This is a genomic window from Chitinophaga sp., from assembly GCF_017745275.1.
Classification (GTDB): Bacteria; Bacteroidota; Bacteroidia; order Chitinophagales; family Chitinophagaceae; genus Chitinophaga.
The window spans coordinates 709943-726290 of sequence record NZ_JAGHZS010000003.1 but is presented as its reverse complement, the minus strand read 5'-3'; the positions used below and the strand labels follow the sequence as shown (position 1 = coordinate 726290).

12 protein-coding genes are annotated in these 16348 nt (G+C 45.7%); 4 read left to right on the top strand and 8 right to left on the bottom strand.

Going from position 1 to position 16348, the window contains the following annotated elements; genetic code table 11:
• Nucleotides 1–10 precede the first annotated feature (10 nt).
• A complete protein-coding gene (locus tag J7623_RS12520; RefSeq protein WP_291920630.1) occupies nucleotides 11–649 on the top strand; it encodes a response regulator transcription factor in 639 nt (212 codons plus the stop codon).
• A 118-nt stretch (nucleotides 650–767) separates the two neighbouring features.
• Here J7623_RS12520 and eboC read toward each other — a convergent pair whose 3' ends face one another.
• The 6 genes from eboC to J7623_RS12490 all read right to left on the bottom strand — a co-directional run bounded on the left by eboC (nucleotide 768) and on the right by J7623_RS12490 (nucleotide 10781).
• The gene (gene eboC, locus J7623_RS12515) at nucleotides 768–1688 is read right to left on the bottom strand and encodes a UbiA-like protein EboC (protein WP_291920629.1); all 921 of its coding nucleotides are present in this window, start codon (nucleotides 1686–1688) and stop codon (nucleotides 768–770) included.
• Nucleotides 1689–1742: 54 nt separating this feature from the next.
• Complete coding sequence (locus J7623_RS12510; protein ID WP_291920628.1) at nucleotides 1743–2729, bottom strand: TatD family hydrolase; 987 nt, start codon at nucleotides 2727–2729, stop codon at nucleotides 1743–1745.
• Between the two features lie 20 nt (nucleotides 2730–2749).
• Complete coding sequence (locus J7623_RS12505; RefSeq protein WP_291920627.1) at nucleotides 2750–3643, bottom strand: EboA domain-containing protein; 894 nt, start codon at nucleotides 3641–3643, stop codon at nucleotides 2750–2752.
• A gap of 416 nt (nucleotides 3644–4059) precedes the next feature.
• The gene (locus tag J7623_RS12500) at nucleotides 4060–5595 is read right to left on the bottom strand and encodes an FG-GAP-like repeat-containing protein (protein ID WP_291920626.1); all 1536 of its coding nucleotides are present in this window, start codon (nucleotides 5593–5595) and stop codon (nucleotides 4060–4062) included.
• A gap of 133 nt (nucleotides 5596–5728) precedes the next feature.
• Entirely contained in the window at nucleotides 5729–7525 is a 1797-nt protein-coding gene (locus J7623_RS12495; protein WP_291920625.1) for a RagB/SusD family nutrient uptake outer membrane protein, read from the bottom strand.
• A 31-nt stretch (nucleotides 7526–7556) separates the two neighbouring features.
• Nucleotides 7557–10781, bottom strand: coding sequence for a TonB-dependent receptor (locus J7623_RS12490; protein ID WP_291920624.1), 3225 nt, complete (start codon nucleotides 10779–10781; stop codon nucleotides 7557–7559).
• Nucleotides 10782–11433: 652 nt separating this feature from the next.
• Here J7623_RS12490 and J7623_RS12485 point away from each other — a divergent pair.
• A complete protein-coding gene (locus J7623_RS12485; RefSeq protein ID WP_291920623.1) occupies nucleotides 11434–11808 on the top strand; it encodes a transmembrane 220 family protein in 375 nt (124 codons plus the stop codon).
• 97 nt (nucleotides 11809–11905) lie between these two features.
• On the opposite strand, the gene J7623_RS12480 is transcribed toward J7623_RS12485, so the two are convergent.
• Nucleotides 11906–14152 (bottom strand): alpha-L-rhamnosidase N-terminal domain-containing protein, encoded by a 2247-nt coding sequence (locus J7623_RS12480; RefSeq protein WP_291920622.1) that lies wholly within the window; start codon nucleotides 14150–14152, stop codon nucleotides 11906–11908.
• Between the two features lie 143 nt (nucleotides 14153–14295).
• On the opposite strand from J7623_RS12480, the gene J7623_RS12475 reads away from it, so the two are divergent.
• Together J7623_RS12475 and J7623_RS12470 are read left to right on the top strand one after the other, a co-directional pair.
• Entirely contained in the window at nucleotides 14296–14835 is a 540-nt protein-coding gene (locus J7623_RS12475) for a DinB family protein (RefSeq protein WP_291920621.1), read from the top strand.
• A 90-nt stretch (nucleotides 14836–14925) separates the two neighbouring features.
• Nucleotides 14926–15666: a 3-oxoacyl-ACP reductase family protein gene (locus J7623_RS12470; RefSeq protein WP_291920620.1), complete on the top strand. Its 741-nt coding sequence runs from the start codon at nucleotides 14926–14928 to the stop codon at nucleotides 15664–15666.
• A gap of 121 nt (nucleotides 15667–15787) precedes the next feature.
• Here J7623_RS12470 and J7623_RS12465 read toward each other — a convergent pair whose 3' ends face one another.
• Complete coding sequence (locus tag J7623_RS12465; protein ID WP_291920619.1) at nucleotides 15788–16315, bottom strand: DinB family protein; 528 nt, start codon at nucleotides 16313–16315, stop codon at nucleotides 15788–15790.
• Between the last annotated feature and the right edge of the window lie 33 nt (nucleotides 16316–16348).

Sequence of the window (16348 nt, the reverse complement as noted above, 5' to 3'; positions counted from 1 at the left end):
TATCACTTATATGCAAATCAAACTCGCTATCACAGACGATCACCTGCTGGTTATCAACGGAATAAAAGCTATGCTGGCACCGTATTCCCACATTTCTGTGGTCTATGAAAGCAATATGCCCGATGCTTTAATGGCAGCGATACCAGCTACACAACCAGATGTATTGTTACTGGACATTCAGATGCCGGAAATAGATGGGATAGTCTTATGTAAACAGGTAAGTAAATCATATCCCAATGTAAAAATAATTGCGCTGAGCAGTTTCATGGAATCACACTATATCAAGCAAATGTTGCGTAATGGCGCCAGCGGTTACCTGTTGAAAAACACGAACCCTGACAAATTGATCCAGGCCATTGAGAAAGTAAATGCCGGAGAGCAGTTCCTGGATGATACCATTCAGCAACAAATGCTGCAGGAAATGATTACCGGGCAAAAGCGCAGCGGTTATGATATACCGCTTACGCGGAGAGAACAGGAAATTCTGAAACTGATTGCCGACGAGTATTCCAACCAGGAGATTGCAGACCAGTTGTATATCAGTTTACGTACCGTAGAAACGCACCGGCTTAACCTGACACAAAAATTAGCTGTGAAAAATACCGCAGGTTTGGTGAAAGAAGCGATGAAGCGCGGAATCGTGGCATAGATAGCTTTTAGCAGTTAGCTTTTAGCTTTTAGAAAATGCAGCAAAGGCTAATATTTGTTAATCATTCGCTGCATTTTCTAAAAGCTAAAAGCTAACTGCTAAAAGCTATCTGCTATCCTCACGTTACTGCGAAAAGTTTTCCTAATATCAACGATATGGGCAATAGCAGCAACACGATCAATGCAAATGGCAAAGTGGCAAAAGCGGCGATCCAGGCGGCATTCATAGCAATCAGCGCGATGATACCTCCTTTTACGGCTTTCCCGATGTTAGGTCCTGAAGGATCCTTCATGGCTTTGAATAAGGGCAGATTGATCATGATGGCAAAGAGCAGGATGAACGGGAGGGCGGTCCAGATGCGATGATGCAGGAAAGCCAGCAGCCCCATTGTGATATATACTACCGCGTAGCAAATAGCGGTGAGTCGTAAACTTTTCACACTGCCGCCATGTACTTCTCCTCTGCTGATATTGGTGACGGCGGCAATATATATAATGGGGATAAAGCCCATCCACCAGTAGGTTTGGAGGGCGTCTGGCACAATACTGATTCCCAGGAGGAGGTTGAGTCCCCGGCAAAGTCCCATATTGAAAGGGCCCAGGAAAGAATGATGTTTTCCCCATTTATCATATACAATAGCACTTACGGCTACGCCTATGGCGAGCCAGCCGGAAAAACCGGTGAGGCGTCCTACTGAAAAAGCCGCGAGGATGCCTACCAGCAGCAGGTAAGCGCCGAGAATAATGGCTTGTGTTTTAGAAATAACGCCGCTTGGAATTGGTCTTTCCGGGCGTTCTGTGCTATCCAGTGTGGCATCAAATACATCATTAAATACAACGCCGCCACCGTACAAACCAATAGTAGCGAGGCATAGGCACACTACAGGTAAAGTAAGGTCCAGTGTAACCGTTTCAAACGACACATTGATGAAGTAGCCCGAAATGGCTACACCAGCCAATATATCTGCGATGGCAGTAATGATATTGGCGGGTCGCATCAGGCGCAGATATCCACTCAATTTGCTAACAATATAACTCACCGTATTATCAGGTTTTCATGGTTCATTGCCAGCAGAAACGAGCCTGTCAGGCCTTTACCGGATGATGGTTGTGTTTTTGTCGATACGAGGTTGCTGCCCTCCGCGTAATATAGAGCTTCCGTTAAATTTCTCACTTTGATCGATGTTTCCTGCAATTTCAAAATCAGCTTCATTCATCTGGCCGCTCTGTGCGAAGGCTTTTACAGCGTTGCTGTAAGTTACCAAATGAATATCATTCAAGTCAATACCACTTTCGTGCATTAAAGCGGCGGTTTTCGGAACGGCCAACGGATCGCTGATACCCCAGTCTGCAGCGGAATTCACCATAATACGTTCGCTTCCATACTGTTTTACCACGGCTACCATGCGTTCATTGCCCATTTTGGTGAACGGATAGATCGTAAACGCGGCCCAGAAGCCACGATCCAGCACTTCTTTCACAGTTTCCTCGTTGTTATGATCTACAATGATCATGTGAGGCTCCAATCCATGTTCCAATGCAATATCCATACTGCGTTGGGTACCTTTTTTCTTATCGCGGTGCGGGGTGTGGATCTGAACGGGGAGTCCTGCTTCTTTGGCAAGTTCCAGTTGGGCGCGATAGTATTTTTCTTCCAGTGGCGTTTGGTCATCAAAGCCGATTTCACCAACGCCGACTACGCCTTCTTTATAAATAAACTGCGGCAGTATTTCCATGACGGCTTCTGCCAGTTTTTCGTTGTTGGCTTCTTTGGAATTGAGGCCAATGGTGCAATAGTGCTTGATACCAAACTGGGAAGCGCGGAAACGCTCCCATCCCAGGAGGCTGCTGAAGTAATCGCGGAAAGTATCCACGCCGGTTCTTGGCTGTCCTAACCAGAATGCGGGTTCAATGATAGCCACTACACCGGCATCAGCCATAGCCTGATAATCGTCGGTGGTACGGGCTGTCATATGTACATGCGGATCAAAGAAACGCATGCCTTTTATTTTATCGAGGAAAGCAGGAGTATAAGTCAGTGGTTGTAAATCTTTCTCTGTTAAATCATGAATTCCGCACATATCAAATTATTTTTATTTTATTACTTTTTATTTTTTTGTGCCAGTGTATCCCAGGAAATGCGACCAGCCTGTATTTCCGTTGCCAGTGCCGGATATTGTGCCAGTAGTGCTTTGGCAGGCGCGTAGTTGGTTTGTGCACATACCAGTGCGCCTGCTTCCTGCTCTATGCTATTCAATGAGTGCAGGACACGGGCAATATCTCCTAAATTATTTTCATTGACAAAATTCACTAAAATACGCCACTGCATTGGGTCCAGCGTTCTGCCAGCTGCCCAGCGTTCGTGTGCAAAATCCACCAGGATATTGACCAGCGCGCTGTTGGCGCGTTCGTCCAGTCCTGTAATTAAGTGAAGTGGTTTATCTGTGAAGATGGCTTTCATTACCAGCTGGTTCCATGCAGGCTCCGGGAGATACTTTGCCGGATAAGGATTATGCAACATGATGGCTTCCTGTACAATACCGATATTAGACCTGATCCCTTCCGAAGTACGGGCGATCCATTCTTCCGGCCATGGAAGCAAGGGCAGGGCGCTGTATAAAGCGGCCAGCTCATTCATTTCTGCGGCATTGAATAATTTTTCCAGCGTATCGAGATACAACGCTTTATCTGTTACCGGCAATTGTAACAGCCACCAGACACGTGCAAGGCGACTTAACGGCCACCCCTGTACGAAAAAAGATGGCAGCAGTTGTTGCAGCTGTTCATTTTCCAACGGTGAAAGTGTAATAATATCATTACCGGTGAAACGTGGAATTGCCGTAAAAGTTTGATTGAAGGGTGGAATTGCACCTGTTTGTTGCTGCACCTGCAAACGTTGCTGTAGCCAGTTATTTGCTTTCTCATTCCCCTTGTTCCTGATGATCGTACTAAGCAGCGTGCTCACTTTATCCTGATCGTATGCGTATTCAGCCACTGATATATTCCGTTTAAAAACAATAATGCTGATTTCCCACTAAAATTAACCCGTAATAATGGGATTTGGAGAATTGTGCGGCTTTTTTATGATAGATGGTAAAATCAGGGGTTGAGTGACAATATCAAAATAAAAGAGAGGCATTACTGCCTCTCCTTCCGCCATTCTAAAACCTGATTATGCATCAGGATATCTTATATCACTGAACCTCTGACGACAGGTACCGTGCAATATTTTATAAGTTGGGAAAACGCTGATCAAGAACGAAGATACATTATTGATCAGAAACATCGAGTGTAATTCTCCCTGGTTTATGATCTGACACAAAAGCAATAATGTATGTAGCAATAAATAACGGCCCTAAGATACATATTTCTACTTTCATTCCAAATAAACAAATCAATTTTACGTTGCAATTATTGCTTCGAATTATTCTGTAATACTATAAACGGCTGATACTCTTTCCAGTCCGGCTTATAATGATCGAGTATCATAAACCCGTCCGCATAGTTTCCTAGTACGATATCAGGATCACCATCGTGATCGTAATCTTTTACGTCCATACAAATCCACCGGCCCTCTTTTTCAATGGGCGGTGCATGTGGTATAAATGTAAGCGGTGATTTACCTCCTTCGAAAAAAATAAACTTCTCTGATGGATTGTGCTCAAAATCCGCAAAAAAGGCAATGGCAGCGATATCTGGTTTACCATCCTGATTAAAATCTGCTACTACAGCTTTAGTACATCCATTGATGGGATAATGCCAGGCCTGCCTGTATTTATTGCTACCCTCATTTATATAGACGTACAAACCGTGGTAAGGTTTAAGCACCATAGAAAAATCCATGTTATCCCCACAACTATATAGTATATCCAGTTGTCCATCTCCATTAAAATCTGCCAGTTGAAAACTGGTAGATCCATACAATGGCGGAAATTTCAGTAGATTTTGAGGGATAAAACCACCCTGTTTATTATTTTCAAATAACCAGATGCCTTCGTCACCTGCTGCAAACAACACCATGATATCCGTATAGCCGTCATGGTTAAAGTCGCCCGTTTCTGCATGAATAGCACCGGGGATTTCCCAGATGGGCAGCTGTTTCCATTGATGATCAGGTAATTGTTTCAACCAGTATAAGCCTCCCTGGTTGTGACCAAAAGCACATACCAGCAAGTCTTTGAGCCCATCGTTATCAAAATCTGCCGATATTGTTTGTACGGGGCGCTTCAAAAAGGGCATAATATCCGCCTGTTTGCTTTGCGGATCCTCCAGGCTGATACGGGTCACAATCCCAGCGGACACATCCAACGCACGGAGATTGCCGATTTCAGTCAGAATGGCCTGTTGCCGGCCCGCAGTGTCGTCAACATACAGCACGTCTGTAGCGGGAGACGGTAATTTCCGGACAGATATAGCCCGCCCGGCAGTATCCCATCGTGTAAGGGTGTTATTGCCGGCATCACTGGTCAACAGCCCGCCAGATGGCAGAAATGACACCATCGTGGTAGCTGCAATGAAATGACTGTCTTTCACCGCAGGTGATTTAAGGGAAAAAACAGCCCAATCATGTTGCAGGGGAACCGGTGGTTTAGCAGCGGGGAGCTTATCCGGCGCCACGCGTTCATAATACTCCACCAATGCCGTCCAGTCTTTAATGGAAATAATGGCCGGCTTGTCGCCCGGCATAGGAGGATAATACTGGTTCACGCTCCACACTTTGATGCCCAGTTTACGTGCCATTTCCGGCAATACATGTTTTGTCCAGGTTTCTTTATCCAACATATCCGGCGACACGGGTAAATGACAGCCGGAACAATATTTATCTGCCAGGGCTTTTCCTTTCTCATCCGGAGTGGTTGTATGACAGGCACTGTTGAACATTCCTCCTGTCACTATCATCAATAAAAAAATGATGACCACCTGCCGTTGGGGGGCTTGATTGAGCATGGGTTGTTTTTTGAAAATTACGAATTACAAATTACGAATTACGGATTTGTGGGAAGATAAAAGCGAAGGTAATCTTCGCGTTTACTATCTTCTCACAAATCCGTAATTCATAATTTGTAATTCGTAATTGCTTTTAGTATCCGGGATTCTGCTTCAGCACTCGTTGCCCGTTTTGCAGGGTCAAATCTATTTGCCGTTGCGGAATCGGGAAGTATTCATTGCGGTTTGGCGTAAATATTGCGCCTATCAGATCCGTGAAACCTGCTCCCCCATCTGCTATTTTACCGTTTTCATATTTATAATAAGCATTCAATACGGTTGCTGCGATGCCCCAGCGGGACAGATCGAAGAAACGATGACCTTCCATACCCAATTCCAGTTTGCGTTCAAAATAGATGGCTTTAAGCGCCAAATCTTTGCTACCGAAAATAGGATAATCACCGATTTTGTAATTAGCCGCCAGTATAGCCGGATCAAATTTCTGAGTGGCATCATCAAATTTATGCAGCCACTGGTCCGGATTATTTTTCATCCGGTCACGTACCTTGTTAACCATATCGGTGGCTACCTGCAGGTTACCGGTTTGTGCAGCCGCTTCAGCATACATCAGCAATACATCCGCAAACCGGATCAGGTTTACATTGATAGCGGAACCAGGTGCCCAACTGTGTGCATCATGGTACTTGTCCTGGTCTTTTTTCCAGTACACCATTTTTTTAGTAGAATATGGACCACCATATCCCTGATCACGCTGCCATAGAGCGCCAGGATGATTGCCCCAATCGTGGTAAGGTAAACCGCGACGGCCTACCGTCCAATCCAGGCGAGGATCCAGCAGGCCCGCATCCGGAACAAAAGGATCACTACTACCCAGCCCTTTATCAGATTTTACCGGGTGTAAATTATAATCATCGAGGTAAGGCAATCCGTTTGCATCTACCCGGAATGAATTCACGAGATCCTGTGAAGGTTGAAAAAATCCACAGCATCCAAATGGGCTGGGATCGTAAGGGAAGTTCAACATTTCGCCGGCGTTGGCGTTGGCAATGGTATTGGTACCATCATTTGCCGTCATTTCTATATAAAATACCGCTTCAGGATTGCCTGTTTTTTTGGCCGCATCGAAATTATCTTCGTAGCGGGGAGCCAGGTCGTACTTCACGCCGGCACTGGTCATACCTGTTGCTACCGCTGTTTGGAACAGGGTAAATGCCTGTGGGAATTTCTTCTCATACAGGTAAGTTTTAGCCAGATAGATTTGCGCAGCAGACTTATTTACTCTGGAAACATCGCCATTATCCTTCCAGGATACCGGCAGGTTATCCGCCGCATATTGAAAATCCGCTTCAATAAAGGGCCAGATATCTTTGTCGTTGGCGATTCTTAGGTCAACAGTAGTATCGCTGATATAAGGCACATTATTGTACATTTTCTTCAATTCAAAATAATAGTGCCCACGCAGGAAACGGGCCTGTGCACCCACCAGCTTACGCTCGGCGTCTGACATATCTGTGGCTTCGCTCATTTTCTTCAGCGTGAGATTGCAACGGCTTACGCCTTCATACACTGCTTTCCACTTGGAGTTAAAGAAGGAGTTAGCAGCGGTGTATGTACTTTTAGCAATTTCATTAATAGGCTCCTGGTCGCCGGCATTACTGCCTTTGTGGGCCTCTCCACCTACTACGCTGCCATAAATCCAGTTGGTAGGTGCAGCTTCCCAGGGGTTTCCACCACCCAGTGCGTTACCACTTCTCTGGCCGTCGAGTGCTGCGTAAGCACCTACCAGCAGGTAGTTTACGCCGGCTTTATTGGCCACAATTTCTTCCGTCATCGTTCCTACAGGTTCACGATCCAGGAAGCTTTTTTTGCAGGCCATGAACAAACCCGCAAATAATAGAATAGCAAGACTTGAATATCTTAAAGTTTTCATTTGATTCAGTTTTAACAGTTCAACAAAAGGATCAGAACGCAACATTTACACCGATCAGATATTGACGCTGATTGGGGTAAGCACCTTCGTCCAATCCGAATGACTGCGTATTTCCTGCTACTTCAGGATCTATACCAGAGTATTTAGTGATGGTAAACAGGTTAGCGGCCTGCACATATACACGGAATTTCTGAATGCCTACACGCTTCAGCATATATGAGGGCAAGGTATATCCGAGTTGCATATTTTTAGCACGCAGATAAGAACCATTCTCTACGAAATAAGAGTTAGGCGCACCGGAAGTACTGGGTGTAGAGCTGATTTCAGGAATAGGTGCTTTTGCATTCTGATGGGTAGGACTCCAGGAATCATACAGTGCTGTTTTGCTCTTGGCACTTACGAAAGAAGGATAGAAGTCTGTCCACCACAACACCTGGTTCCAGATTTTATTTCCCTGTACACCATAGAAGAAGGCAGAGAAGTCGAATTGTTTATATGTTAATCCGATATTCAATCCATAAGAAAATTTAGGATTGGGATTACCCAGGTAGGTACGGTCGTCGGCATCTACTTTACCATCGCCATTCACATCTGCATATCTGAAGCGGCCTACCCCTGCGCCTGCCTGGTATTCCTTGATATCCGGGTACTTGGCTTTAGCGGCGTTGTTAGCGGCAGTTACTTCCTCAGCACTGTTATAGAAGCCGATGATTTTGTAGCCGAAAAATTCGCTGATGGACTGACCAATAGCATTGCGGATGATAGGCGATCCGAAACGGCGGCTTTCGAGGTCAAAGTAAGGAGCCGATTCTGAAATGGCCAATATCTTGTTATTGTACGTTGTCAGGGTACCGGTTACTTCCAGTTTCAGGTCTTTCGCCACATCCTGTTTATAAGTAACAGCGGCGTCCCAGCCTTTATTTCTCATTTTAGCCACGTTGGTATATGGTGCAGTGGCCGACCCGTAAACGCCCGCCAGTTCTGGATTATACAGGAGGTCTTTTACTACTTTATTGTAGTAATCAACGGTAAATTCCAGTTGTCCTTTGAATAATGTTGCATCTATACCAATGTTAGAGTTCACGTTGCTTTCCCATTTTGCGTTGGGGTTGCCGATTTGCGTTCTCATAAAACCCTTGCTGGTAGTAGGGTTCCCATTGATGCTATAGAACGAGGAAGTTCTGTCAAATCCGTAAGCGATAAAGCGGTTACTGGGTGTTACGTTAATTTGGTTCCCCATGATACCCCATCCACCACGTAATTTCAGATCGGAAATCCAGGTCACTGATTTCATAAACTCTTCCTGTGATATACGCCAGGCGGCGCTTACAGCGGGAAAGTTTCCGTAACGGTTAGCGTCACCAAAGCGACTGGAACCATCGCGGCGAATCAGGGCGCCCAGCAGGTAGCGATCTTTATATGAGTAGTCTGCCCTGGCAAACAGGGAAAACAGTCCATCGTCACCAAATCCGCTGCCATTGGTAGGTGTACCTGTACCAGTACTCAGGTTGGTAAAGTTAGGATCAAACGTAAAGTAATCGGTAGTAGTACCGGTTAAAGTGCGGAAGTGATTATCATATGCTTCTGTACCTATCAGTACTTTCAGATCATGTTTTTGTGCAAAGTTTTTATGAAAGGTAAGGGTGTTGGTCCAGGTCCAGTCGTAGCCATTGCCGGTAGTTTCTGTATACTGGTTCACCGTAGTGTTTTCAGCGTTTTCGTATTCGGGCAGGGTGAAACTGTTATTATCGAATGAATAAATTTCACCACCGAAGCTGGTTCTTAGCGTGAAATATTTGAGGATGTCAGCTTCTGCGTAAACGTTACCCAACAGCCTGTTGGCAGCTGCTTTGGTTCTGCCGAAGCGATCCTGTATAGCTACCGGGTTGCGGGCGTTGCCAAGGTCTTTACCGCTGGAGCCGGCATAGTTGCCTTTGATATCATGCACGGGGATGATGGACAATTCTCTGAATGCCATACCAATACCGCTACCTTCCACGAGTGTACCGATTTGCGGATTGTTGATCAGGGAATACTCCATGTTTTCACCTACGCGGATGTGATCCGTAACATTAAAATTAGTATTGGCACGCACCGCGTAACGTTTATTGTAGGTATTGATTAAAGTACCTTGTTGATTGAAGTAATAGAAAGAGAAGAAATAGTTACCGATATCTCCTCCGCCGGCAACGGATACGTTGTGGCTGGTGATGGGAGCGGGTTTAAATATTTCGTGGAACCAATCTGTTCCCTGTTTATTGGCTTTTGTAATGCGATAAAAAGAGGCAAGGTCCGCAGCGGATTTGTAATTTGGATTTACAAAATAACGACTTGGATCTACGCGTGGATCGCCTTCTTTCAATCCATTAGGGGCAATATAATCCGGTAATATTGGCGTAGGTCCGTTACCGTATTGCGCATCTTCCAGTTTCACGCCCGGAGAGTTTTTGATGGCAATCCATTTGAGATCCGCCTGTTCCTGCGGGTTGAGGATATTCCATACATTGCCGCCCTGTGGCTTTTGCCGGCCGTAGTAGCCGTCGTAGGTAACTTTCACTTTGCCGGTACCTCTTTTGGTGGTGATAACGATCACCCCATTGGCGGCACGGGCTCCGTAGATAGAAGCAGCGCCGGCATCTTTCAGTACCTGCATGGTTTGTACATCATTTGGATTCACATCTGTGAGGTTAGATACCGGTACACCGTCAATGATATAAAGTGGCGTGTTGTTACCGAAGGTATTGATCCCGCGTATTTTCACCTGTGGTTCCTGACCCGGCTGGCCGCCACCGAGCACAGTTACACCGGATACCTGGCCCTGCAACTGGCTGGCCACCTGCGAGGTAGGTTGCTTGGTAAGGTTGTCTACTTTTACGATGGATACTGCTCCGGTGAGATCTTTCTTTTTCTGGCTGGCGTAACCGGTTACTACTACTTCTTCCAGTGATCCTACTTTTTCTGAGAGGGAAACATTGACGGGTCCGTTGCCTACTACTACTTCCTGTGGGTCGTAGCCAACAAAGGAGAAGACCAGTGTTTCGCCGGATCTGGCCTGCAGGGTGAAGGTGCCGGAAGGATCTGTAGCGGTACCACGGTTGGTACCTTTTACAGACACGGTAACACCGGGCAGTGCATTTCCTGAGGCCTTGTCAGACACTTTTCCGGTAATTTTTGTTTGTGCGTAAACGTTGCTTCCTGCCAATAACAGCAAGAGGCCGCATAGTGCGGCGATGGCCTGGTAGAGTTTCTTTTTCATAACGTGATTTAAGCGTAACGTTTAAGAAAAAATTGGTTAAAAAAAGGGTACCTGTTGTATAAACTGTTAGCTGTTAGCCTTTAGCTATTAGCTGTTAGCTGTTAGTTATAGGCATGACATTTTCGTGCCCATGGTGAGATATTCACTACAGGTTGACTATATTGGCCGCAATTAGGTAATTGTGGCCATAGACTAATGGCTAAAGGCTAGCCGCTAATAGCTGTTTAGTTACCCATCAACTGTACGGATGTGTTGTACAGTGAGAATAAGAAATAAGTGTCCGCACAACAGTTAAAATATATCTGTTGAAAATAGAAAAGACATTAACCAATTGTGCCGGATCTGATAATCATTATATCATGTCGGGTCATAGTTTAAATGTTTACAGATGTGGATTCAAGTCAATAAATGGTGTGAGAAACTTGCTGCTAGTAACAAACATTTTCATCTCAGATTTTGGTTCTCACGTGGAATTCTGCTAACGATTTCGAATATATAACAATATTTTAGCCCAGACAAATGCTCTTTTAACATTTTTTTCAAAAGTGCCAAATTTACAGGCCTGTCATTCCCTTATTCCAGCCTCCCGGGATAAAATAATATAAGAATATGGGTTTGTTTTGTGTATGTTTAAGCTCTAATTGTTGTTGTCATGAAAGTATTGAATATTGTTTTATGCCTGATGTTTATCCTTTTTGCCGGCTTACAGTATAATGATCCTGATCCTTACGTATGGATGCCTATCTATCTTTATTCCGCGGTACTTTGCTGGCTGGCATTCCGTCAGCAGTTTTATCCGAAATGGTACCTGGCAGGTATAGCCGTATACCTGATCTATGCTGTCTACAAATTTTTTGATCAGAATGGCGTGGAAGATTGGTTTACCAAGCACAACGCGGAGAACCTGGCTGAGACCATGAAAGCAACCAAGCCATGGATTGAAGAAACCAGGGAATTTTTTGGATTGTTTATTTGTATTGCAGCACTGGGGATGAACTATTTTTATAGCAGAAAGCGTAAAGCATAAAGCAAAAAGCTATTGTAGCGGATGAAAAAGACAAAAACTCGCTTTGATCATCCGCTACAATAGCTTTTTGCTTTATGCTTTACGCTTTCTGCTCTTTCTACAAACTGATTTCCTGTGGCCCCCCATTCAGTGTAATCTCCTTACTCCTCCAGCGGAATTTACCTGTTACACCAAAAGGCAGCTTAACGGTGCCGGTTACACGATTATTTTTGAAAGACAGGTCCACTTCCATGAGCCCGCCATCCGGATGGACCATGGTTGCTTTAACCTGTGATGAAACGCCCGGATCCGGCGCTATCAATACAGTTTTAAAATCAGGTGAAGTTGATTGTATGCCTGCGGTAATACCTAACAGGAAAAGGTTAGCCACTGCGGCGGCCGACTGATACATCATCGGACTGTTTTCTTCTTTTCTCTTCCAGAGATATTCGAGTTCGGCCGGAAATGTGGCCGTTACACCGGTTTCCTGCATGGCTTTGAACAGGTAATACTTTTCCCGCAACGATTCATCCGCTGCAGGCTTTTCACTCAACAGGCGTTGCATGGTATTTTTCACCTGCCTGGGCGGAACAGCCTGCGCCAATACAGCCATCGCGTTGGTGTAGCGGGAGAAACTTTTTTTAGCAGGTGTTTCCGCGTACATCCCTTTGTCTCCATCAAAGCATTGCTGATACCATACTTCCCGGAGTTTATCGGCAGTACGATTCCACTGCAGGGAGTCAGGTCCCTTATCACAATAGCCGGCGATGGCAGCGGCTTGTCGCAATGCATACAGGTACTGCCCTGTGAGTGGCCCGGATGCTATGCTATCCCGGTAAGGCATATTGCCCGGTAAGCCGGTGCCCGGATCGGGATAACGTTCTATCCAATCGAGAATATTTCGCACAGTAGGAAACAATTGTTTCGCCAATGCTTTATCTCCTTTATATAAAAGGTAATCCTGCAGCGTACCGATCCAGGTGAGTGCATCTGTAATGTTTAACAGGCGGTCATCCGACGGATAACGGGAACGGATGAGGCCTTCCGGGATGCGCGACTGATCTGCCTGTACCAGTGCATTTCTCAGCAGTTGATCATCTCCGGAAAAAAATGCAATGGCCAGGCCCTGGATATGTGCGTCCTGTATATATTGTAATTGTTCATTGAAAGGATCATTATACAAATTGTCCTGGGCGCCCAGCAAGGCCGCATGTTTGCCGTTGTTCCACAACGAGTCCGCTACTGCATTAGCGGTAAAGGCGGATTTATCTTTCAGTTCGTACTGTGTATATACATTGTGGTAGTCCAGCAGGGTAAGTGGTGCTTTACCCGTTTCAATATCCAGTTGTATATAGCGGAAAGTACGATAACCGGAAGGGGTGAACTTACGGCGGATACCGCCATCCGGGTGGATTACATCGGAGAGTTGGTTCGGATGATGATACGCTGATTGATAGGTCATTTTAATAGATGCATCCAGTCCACCGCTGATGAGCATTTCCGGGAACCCTGTTGTTTGCTGGCCGGCATCGACCTGCAATCGTATTTTTCGTTTAGCCGGTACCGTAATCGCTGCTGTTCCTTTCAAAAATTCAGGGTCTATGGTAATTCCCTGTGTAGCGGTAATGGCAGTAAAATTTTGCCGGTCCTGTTTCAGCGGTCCTATAGGCCGTGGAGAAAGCAGGCGCCAGTCGTTGGCACTGTTGCCCTGCAACGCCACACCAGCTGTAGCGGTGGCTACATTCCAGCTGCTGTCTTTAAAGTTCAATTGTTCCCATCCCCAGGGATGGTATTGTGCAATAATACTATCGCCGGGATAGGCGCCATAGAAAGCGTTGTTATTTGTTTTTACGGGAAGCACATCTATAGATGGGTCTTCCATCACCTGCCAGGAGGTGGTGCCGGTATTGATGATAGCGGCTTCCTGAGCGGTATGGCCTTGTATCAGTAATCCGGCAGATGCGGTGAATTGCCCACGTGGCTTACTATTGCCGTAGTTCACCACTTCCGCGGCCACTACATTTTTGCCGTATTTCAGCAGCGGGCCAATGTCGATGGTTTCATAGTTCCAGTTGGAGAGGTCGCCTCTGGCGGGTCCCAGGCCAACTAGCTGACCGTTCACATACAAACGGTAACGGTTATCCGCAGTGATGTGGATGACAAACGGACCGGAATAATTCAGCAGTTCAAATTGTTTGCGGAAAAGATATACGCCAAAGGCTGCCGGGGCAGCTGCGCCATCACTGATCCAACGCGCATCCCATTGCCGTGGCATATTATGGGGAAGTTCCGGCGCCTGTGCTTTTGCGGCCATCGTTAGCCCGATTAATGCCGGCAGTAATACACATCGATGCAGATATTTCATAGTAGTAGGTTGTAGATAACAGGTAGTCAGGATATGTTATATACAAATATATTAAATATTATAATATTTTTAAATGGTCGTTTGATATGGCCAGAGCGGCGGAGAAAATGTTCGTATATTCATCTTTCCTTAAAATTCACCATATGAAAAAAAGTGATATCCAGATCGATCCCGGATATTATACCCGCTATATCAGCCTGGTACCTGATATTGATCTTCGTGCTGCATTGGAGCAGTCGTTACAAACCTTGCAGGCATTGGATATGAAGCAATTAACGCCGTTAAGTGATTATGCCTATGCACCCGGTAAGTGGACTTTAAAAAATGTATTGCAGCATATTACAGATACAGAAAGAGTTTTCGCTTATCGCTCTATGATGTTTGCGCGGAAAGATCCGCAGGCAGCGCCCAGCATGGACCAGGACATTTACGCCGACAATGCCGATACGGATGGTCGCAGCCTGGCAAATGTGCTGGAGGAGTTGATAACGCTGCGCAAAGCTACTATCGCGCAGTTTGCCGCTTACACTGATGGCGTATTGGCAAGAACCGGCATGTGCTGGAAAACAGAAATGTCTGTATTGGCATTAGGATTTACAATTGTTGGACACCAGGTACATCACCTGGATATTATCAATACCCGTTATTTACAGCATCCTTCGGAAACAGCCACCAGCGCATAACTAACAATGATGTTAGTAGTTAACAATTAACGCACCTCTTCTTTAAGCCGGTAGCCCGTTCTAGTTTTGCAGACATAAAATCACTCAATTATGAAACGTCTGGAAAATAAGATTGCACTCGTTACCGGAGGAAGTCGTGGTATGGGAGCTGCCATTGTTAAACGTTTAGCAGGAGAAGGCGCTACTGTAGTATTCACCTATGTAAAAGGTGTTGAGGCAGCAAATGCCCTGGTAGCCGAATTAACAACGAAAGGGCAGCAGGTTTCTGCTGTTGCGGCGGACAGCGCCGATCCCCAAGCAGTAGTAGCATCCGTAGATCATACTGTTAAAGCACATGGTCGTATAGACATACTCGTTAATAACGCCGGTGTGGCGGTAATGAAACCATTCGGTGATTATACGCTGGAAGATTATGAATACACGATGTCGGTAAATACCCGCGCGGTATTTGTGGGTACACAGGCAGCATTGAAACATATGACCAAAGGAGGCCGCATCATTACTATTGGCAGTTGCATGGCCGACCGCGTAGTAGGGCCTTATGGTACGCTATATTCGATGAGTAAATCAGCACTCACGGCCTTTAATAAAGGTCTGGCTCGTGATCTTGGCGCTCAGGGTATTACTACCAACCTGGTACAACCCGGTCCGGTAGATACGGATATGAATCCTGCTGATGGTCCTCACTCCGATTTTCAGCGTCAGCACATTGCGTTAGGACATTACGGTCAGGATACAGATGTGGCAGACCTGGTGAGTTTTCTGGCAGGACCGGAAAGCGGTTATATCAATGGTTCTGCACTGACTATTGATGGCGGCCTGAATGCGTAGTAGCTTTTAGGCATTAGCTTTTAGCTTTTAGCAAAAATGCAGCGAAGACTATCAAATGATAAATGATAATCTTCGCTGCATTTTTGCTAAAAGCTAAAAGCTAATACCTAACAGCTATAAATTATCTCTCCAATAGGTTCCAGTACATATAATCCGTCATAGGCGCATCTGTAATACCCACATTGCGGGCGATGGTCACCACTTGTCCCCGGTGGTAGGAGCTATGATTGGCCACATGTTGTATCATTTCAAAACGGGGAATATCAAAGTCGCCGGTAAATGGAATGGCTACTCGGCAGGTATCAGCCATTTCTGTTGCAGATAAGAATTCAAAATAATCATGGAGGCGCTGGGAAGAGGCGGTCAGTCCTTCCATGGCATCCTTTACAGTGCCGGTATATTCCTCTCCGTAGGTAAAAGCAGGTTCTTCTCCAAGCAAGCAAGCCATCCACCAGTCCTGTACATTCCATATATGACGAAGGGTTTTGCGGATAGAGGAAAAGCTGGAGGTTACCTCCACATCCAGCAATTCAGGTGATTTGGTTTCCAGCCATGCCAGCAGGGTATTATTGGCCCAAAGGTTCCAGGCAGCATTTGCCCGGGCAATAGCAGTAAAAGATGTTTGAGGTGTAGTGGTAGCGTGTATCATAGTTGCTTGTGTTTTACAATACAAAGGAACTAC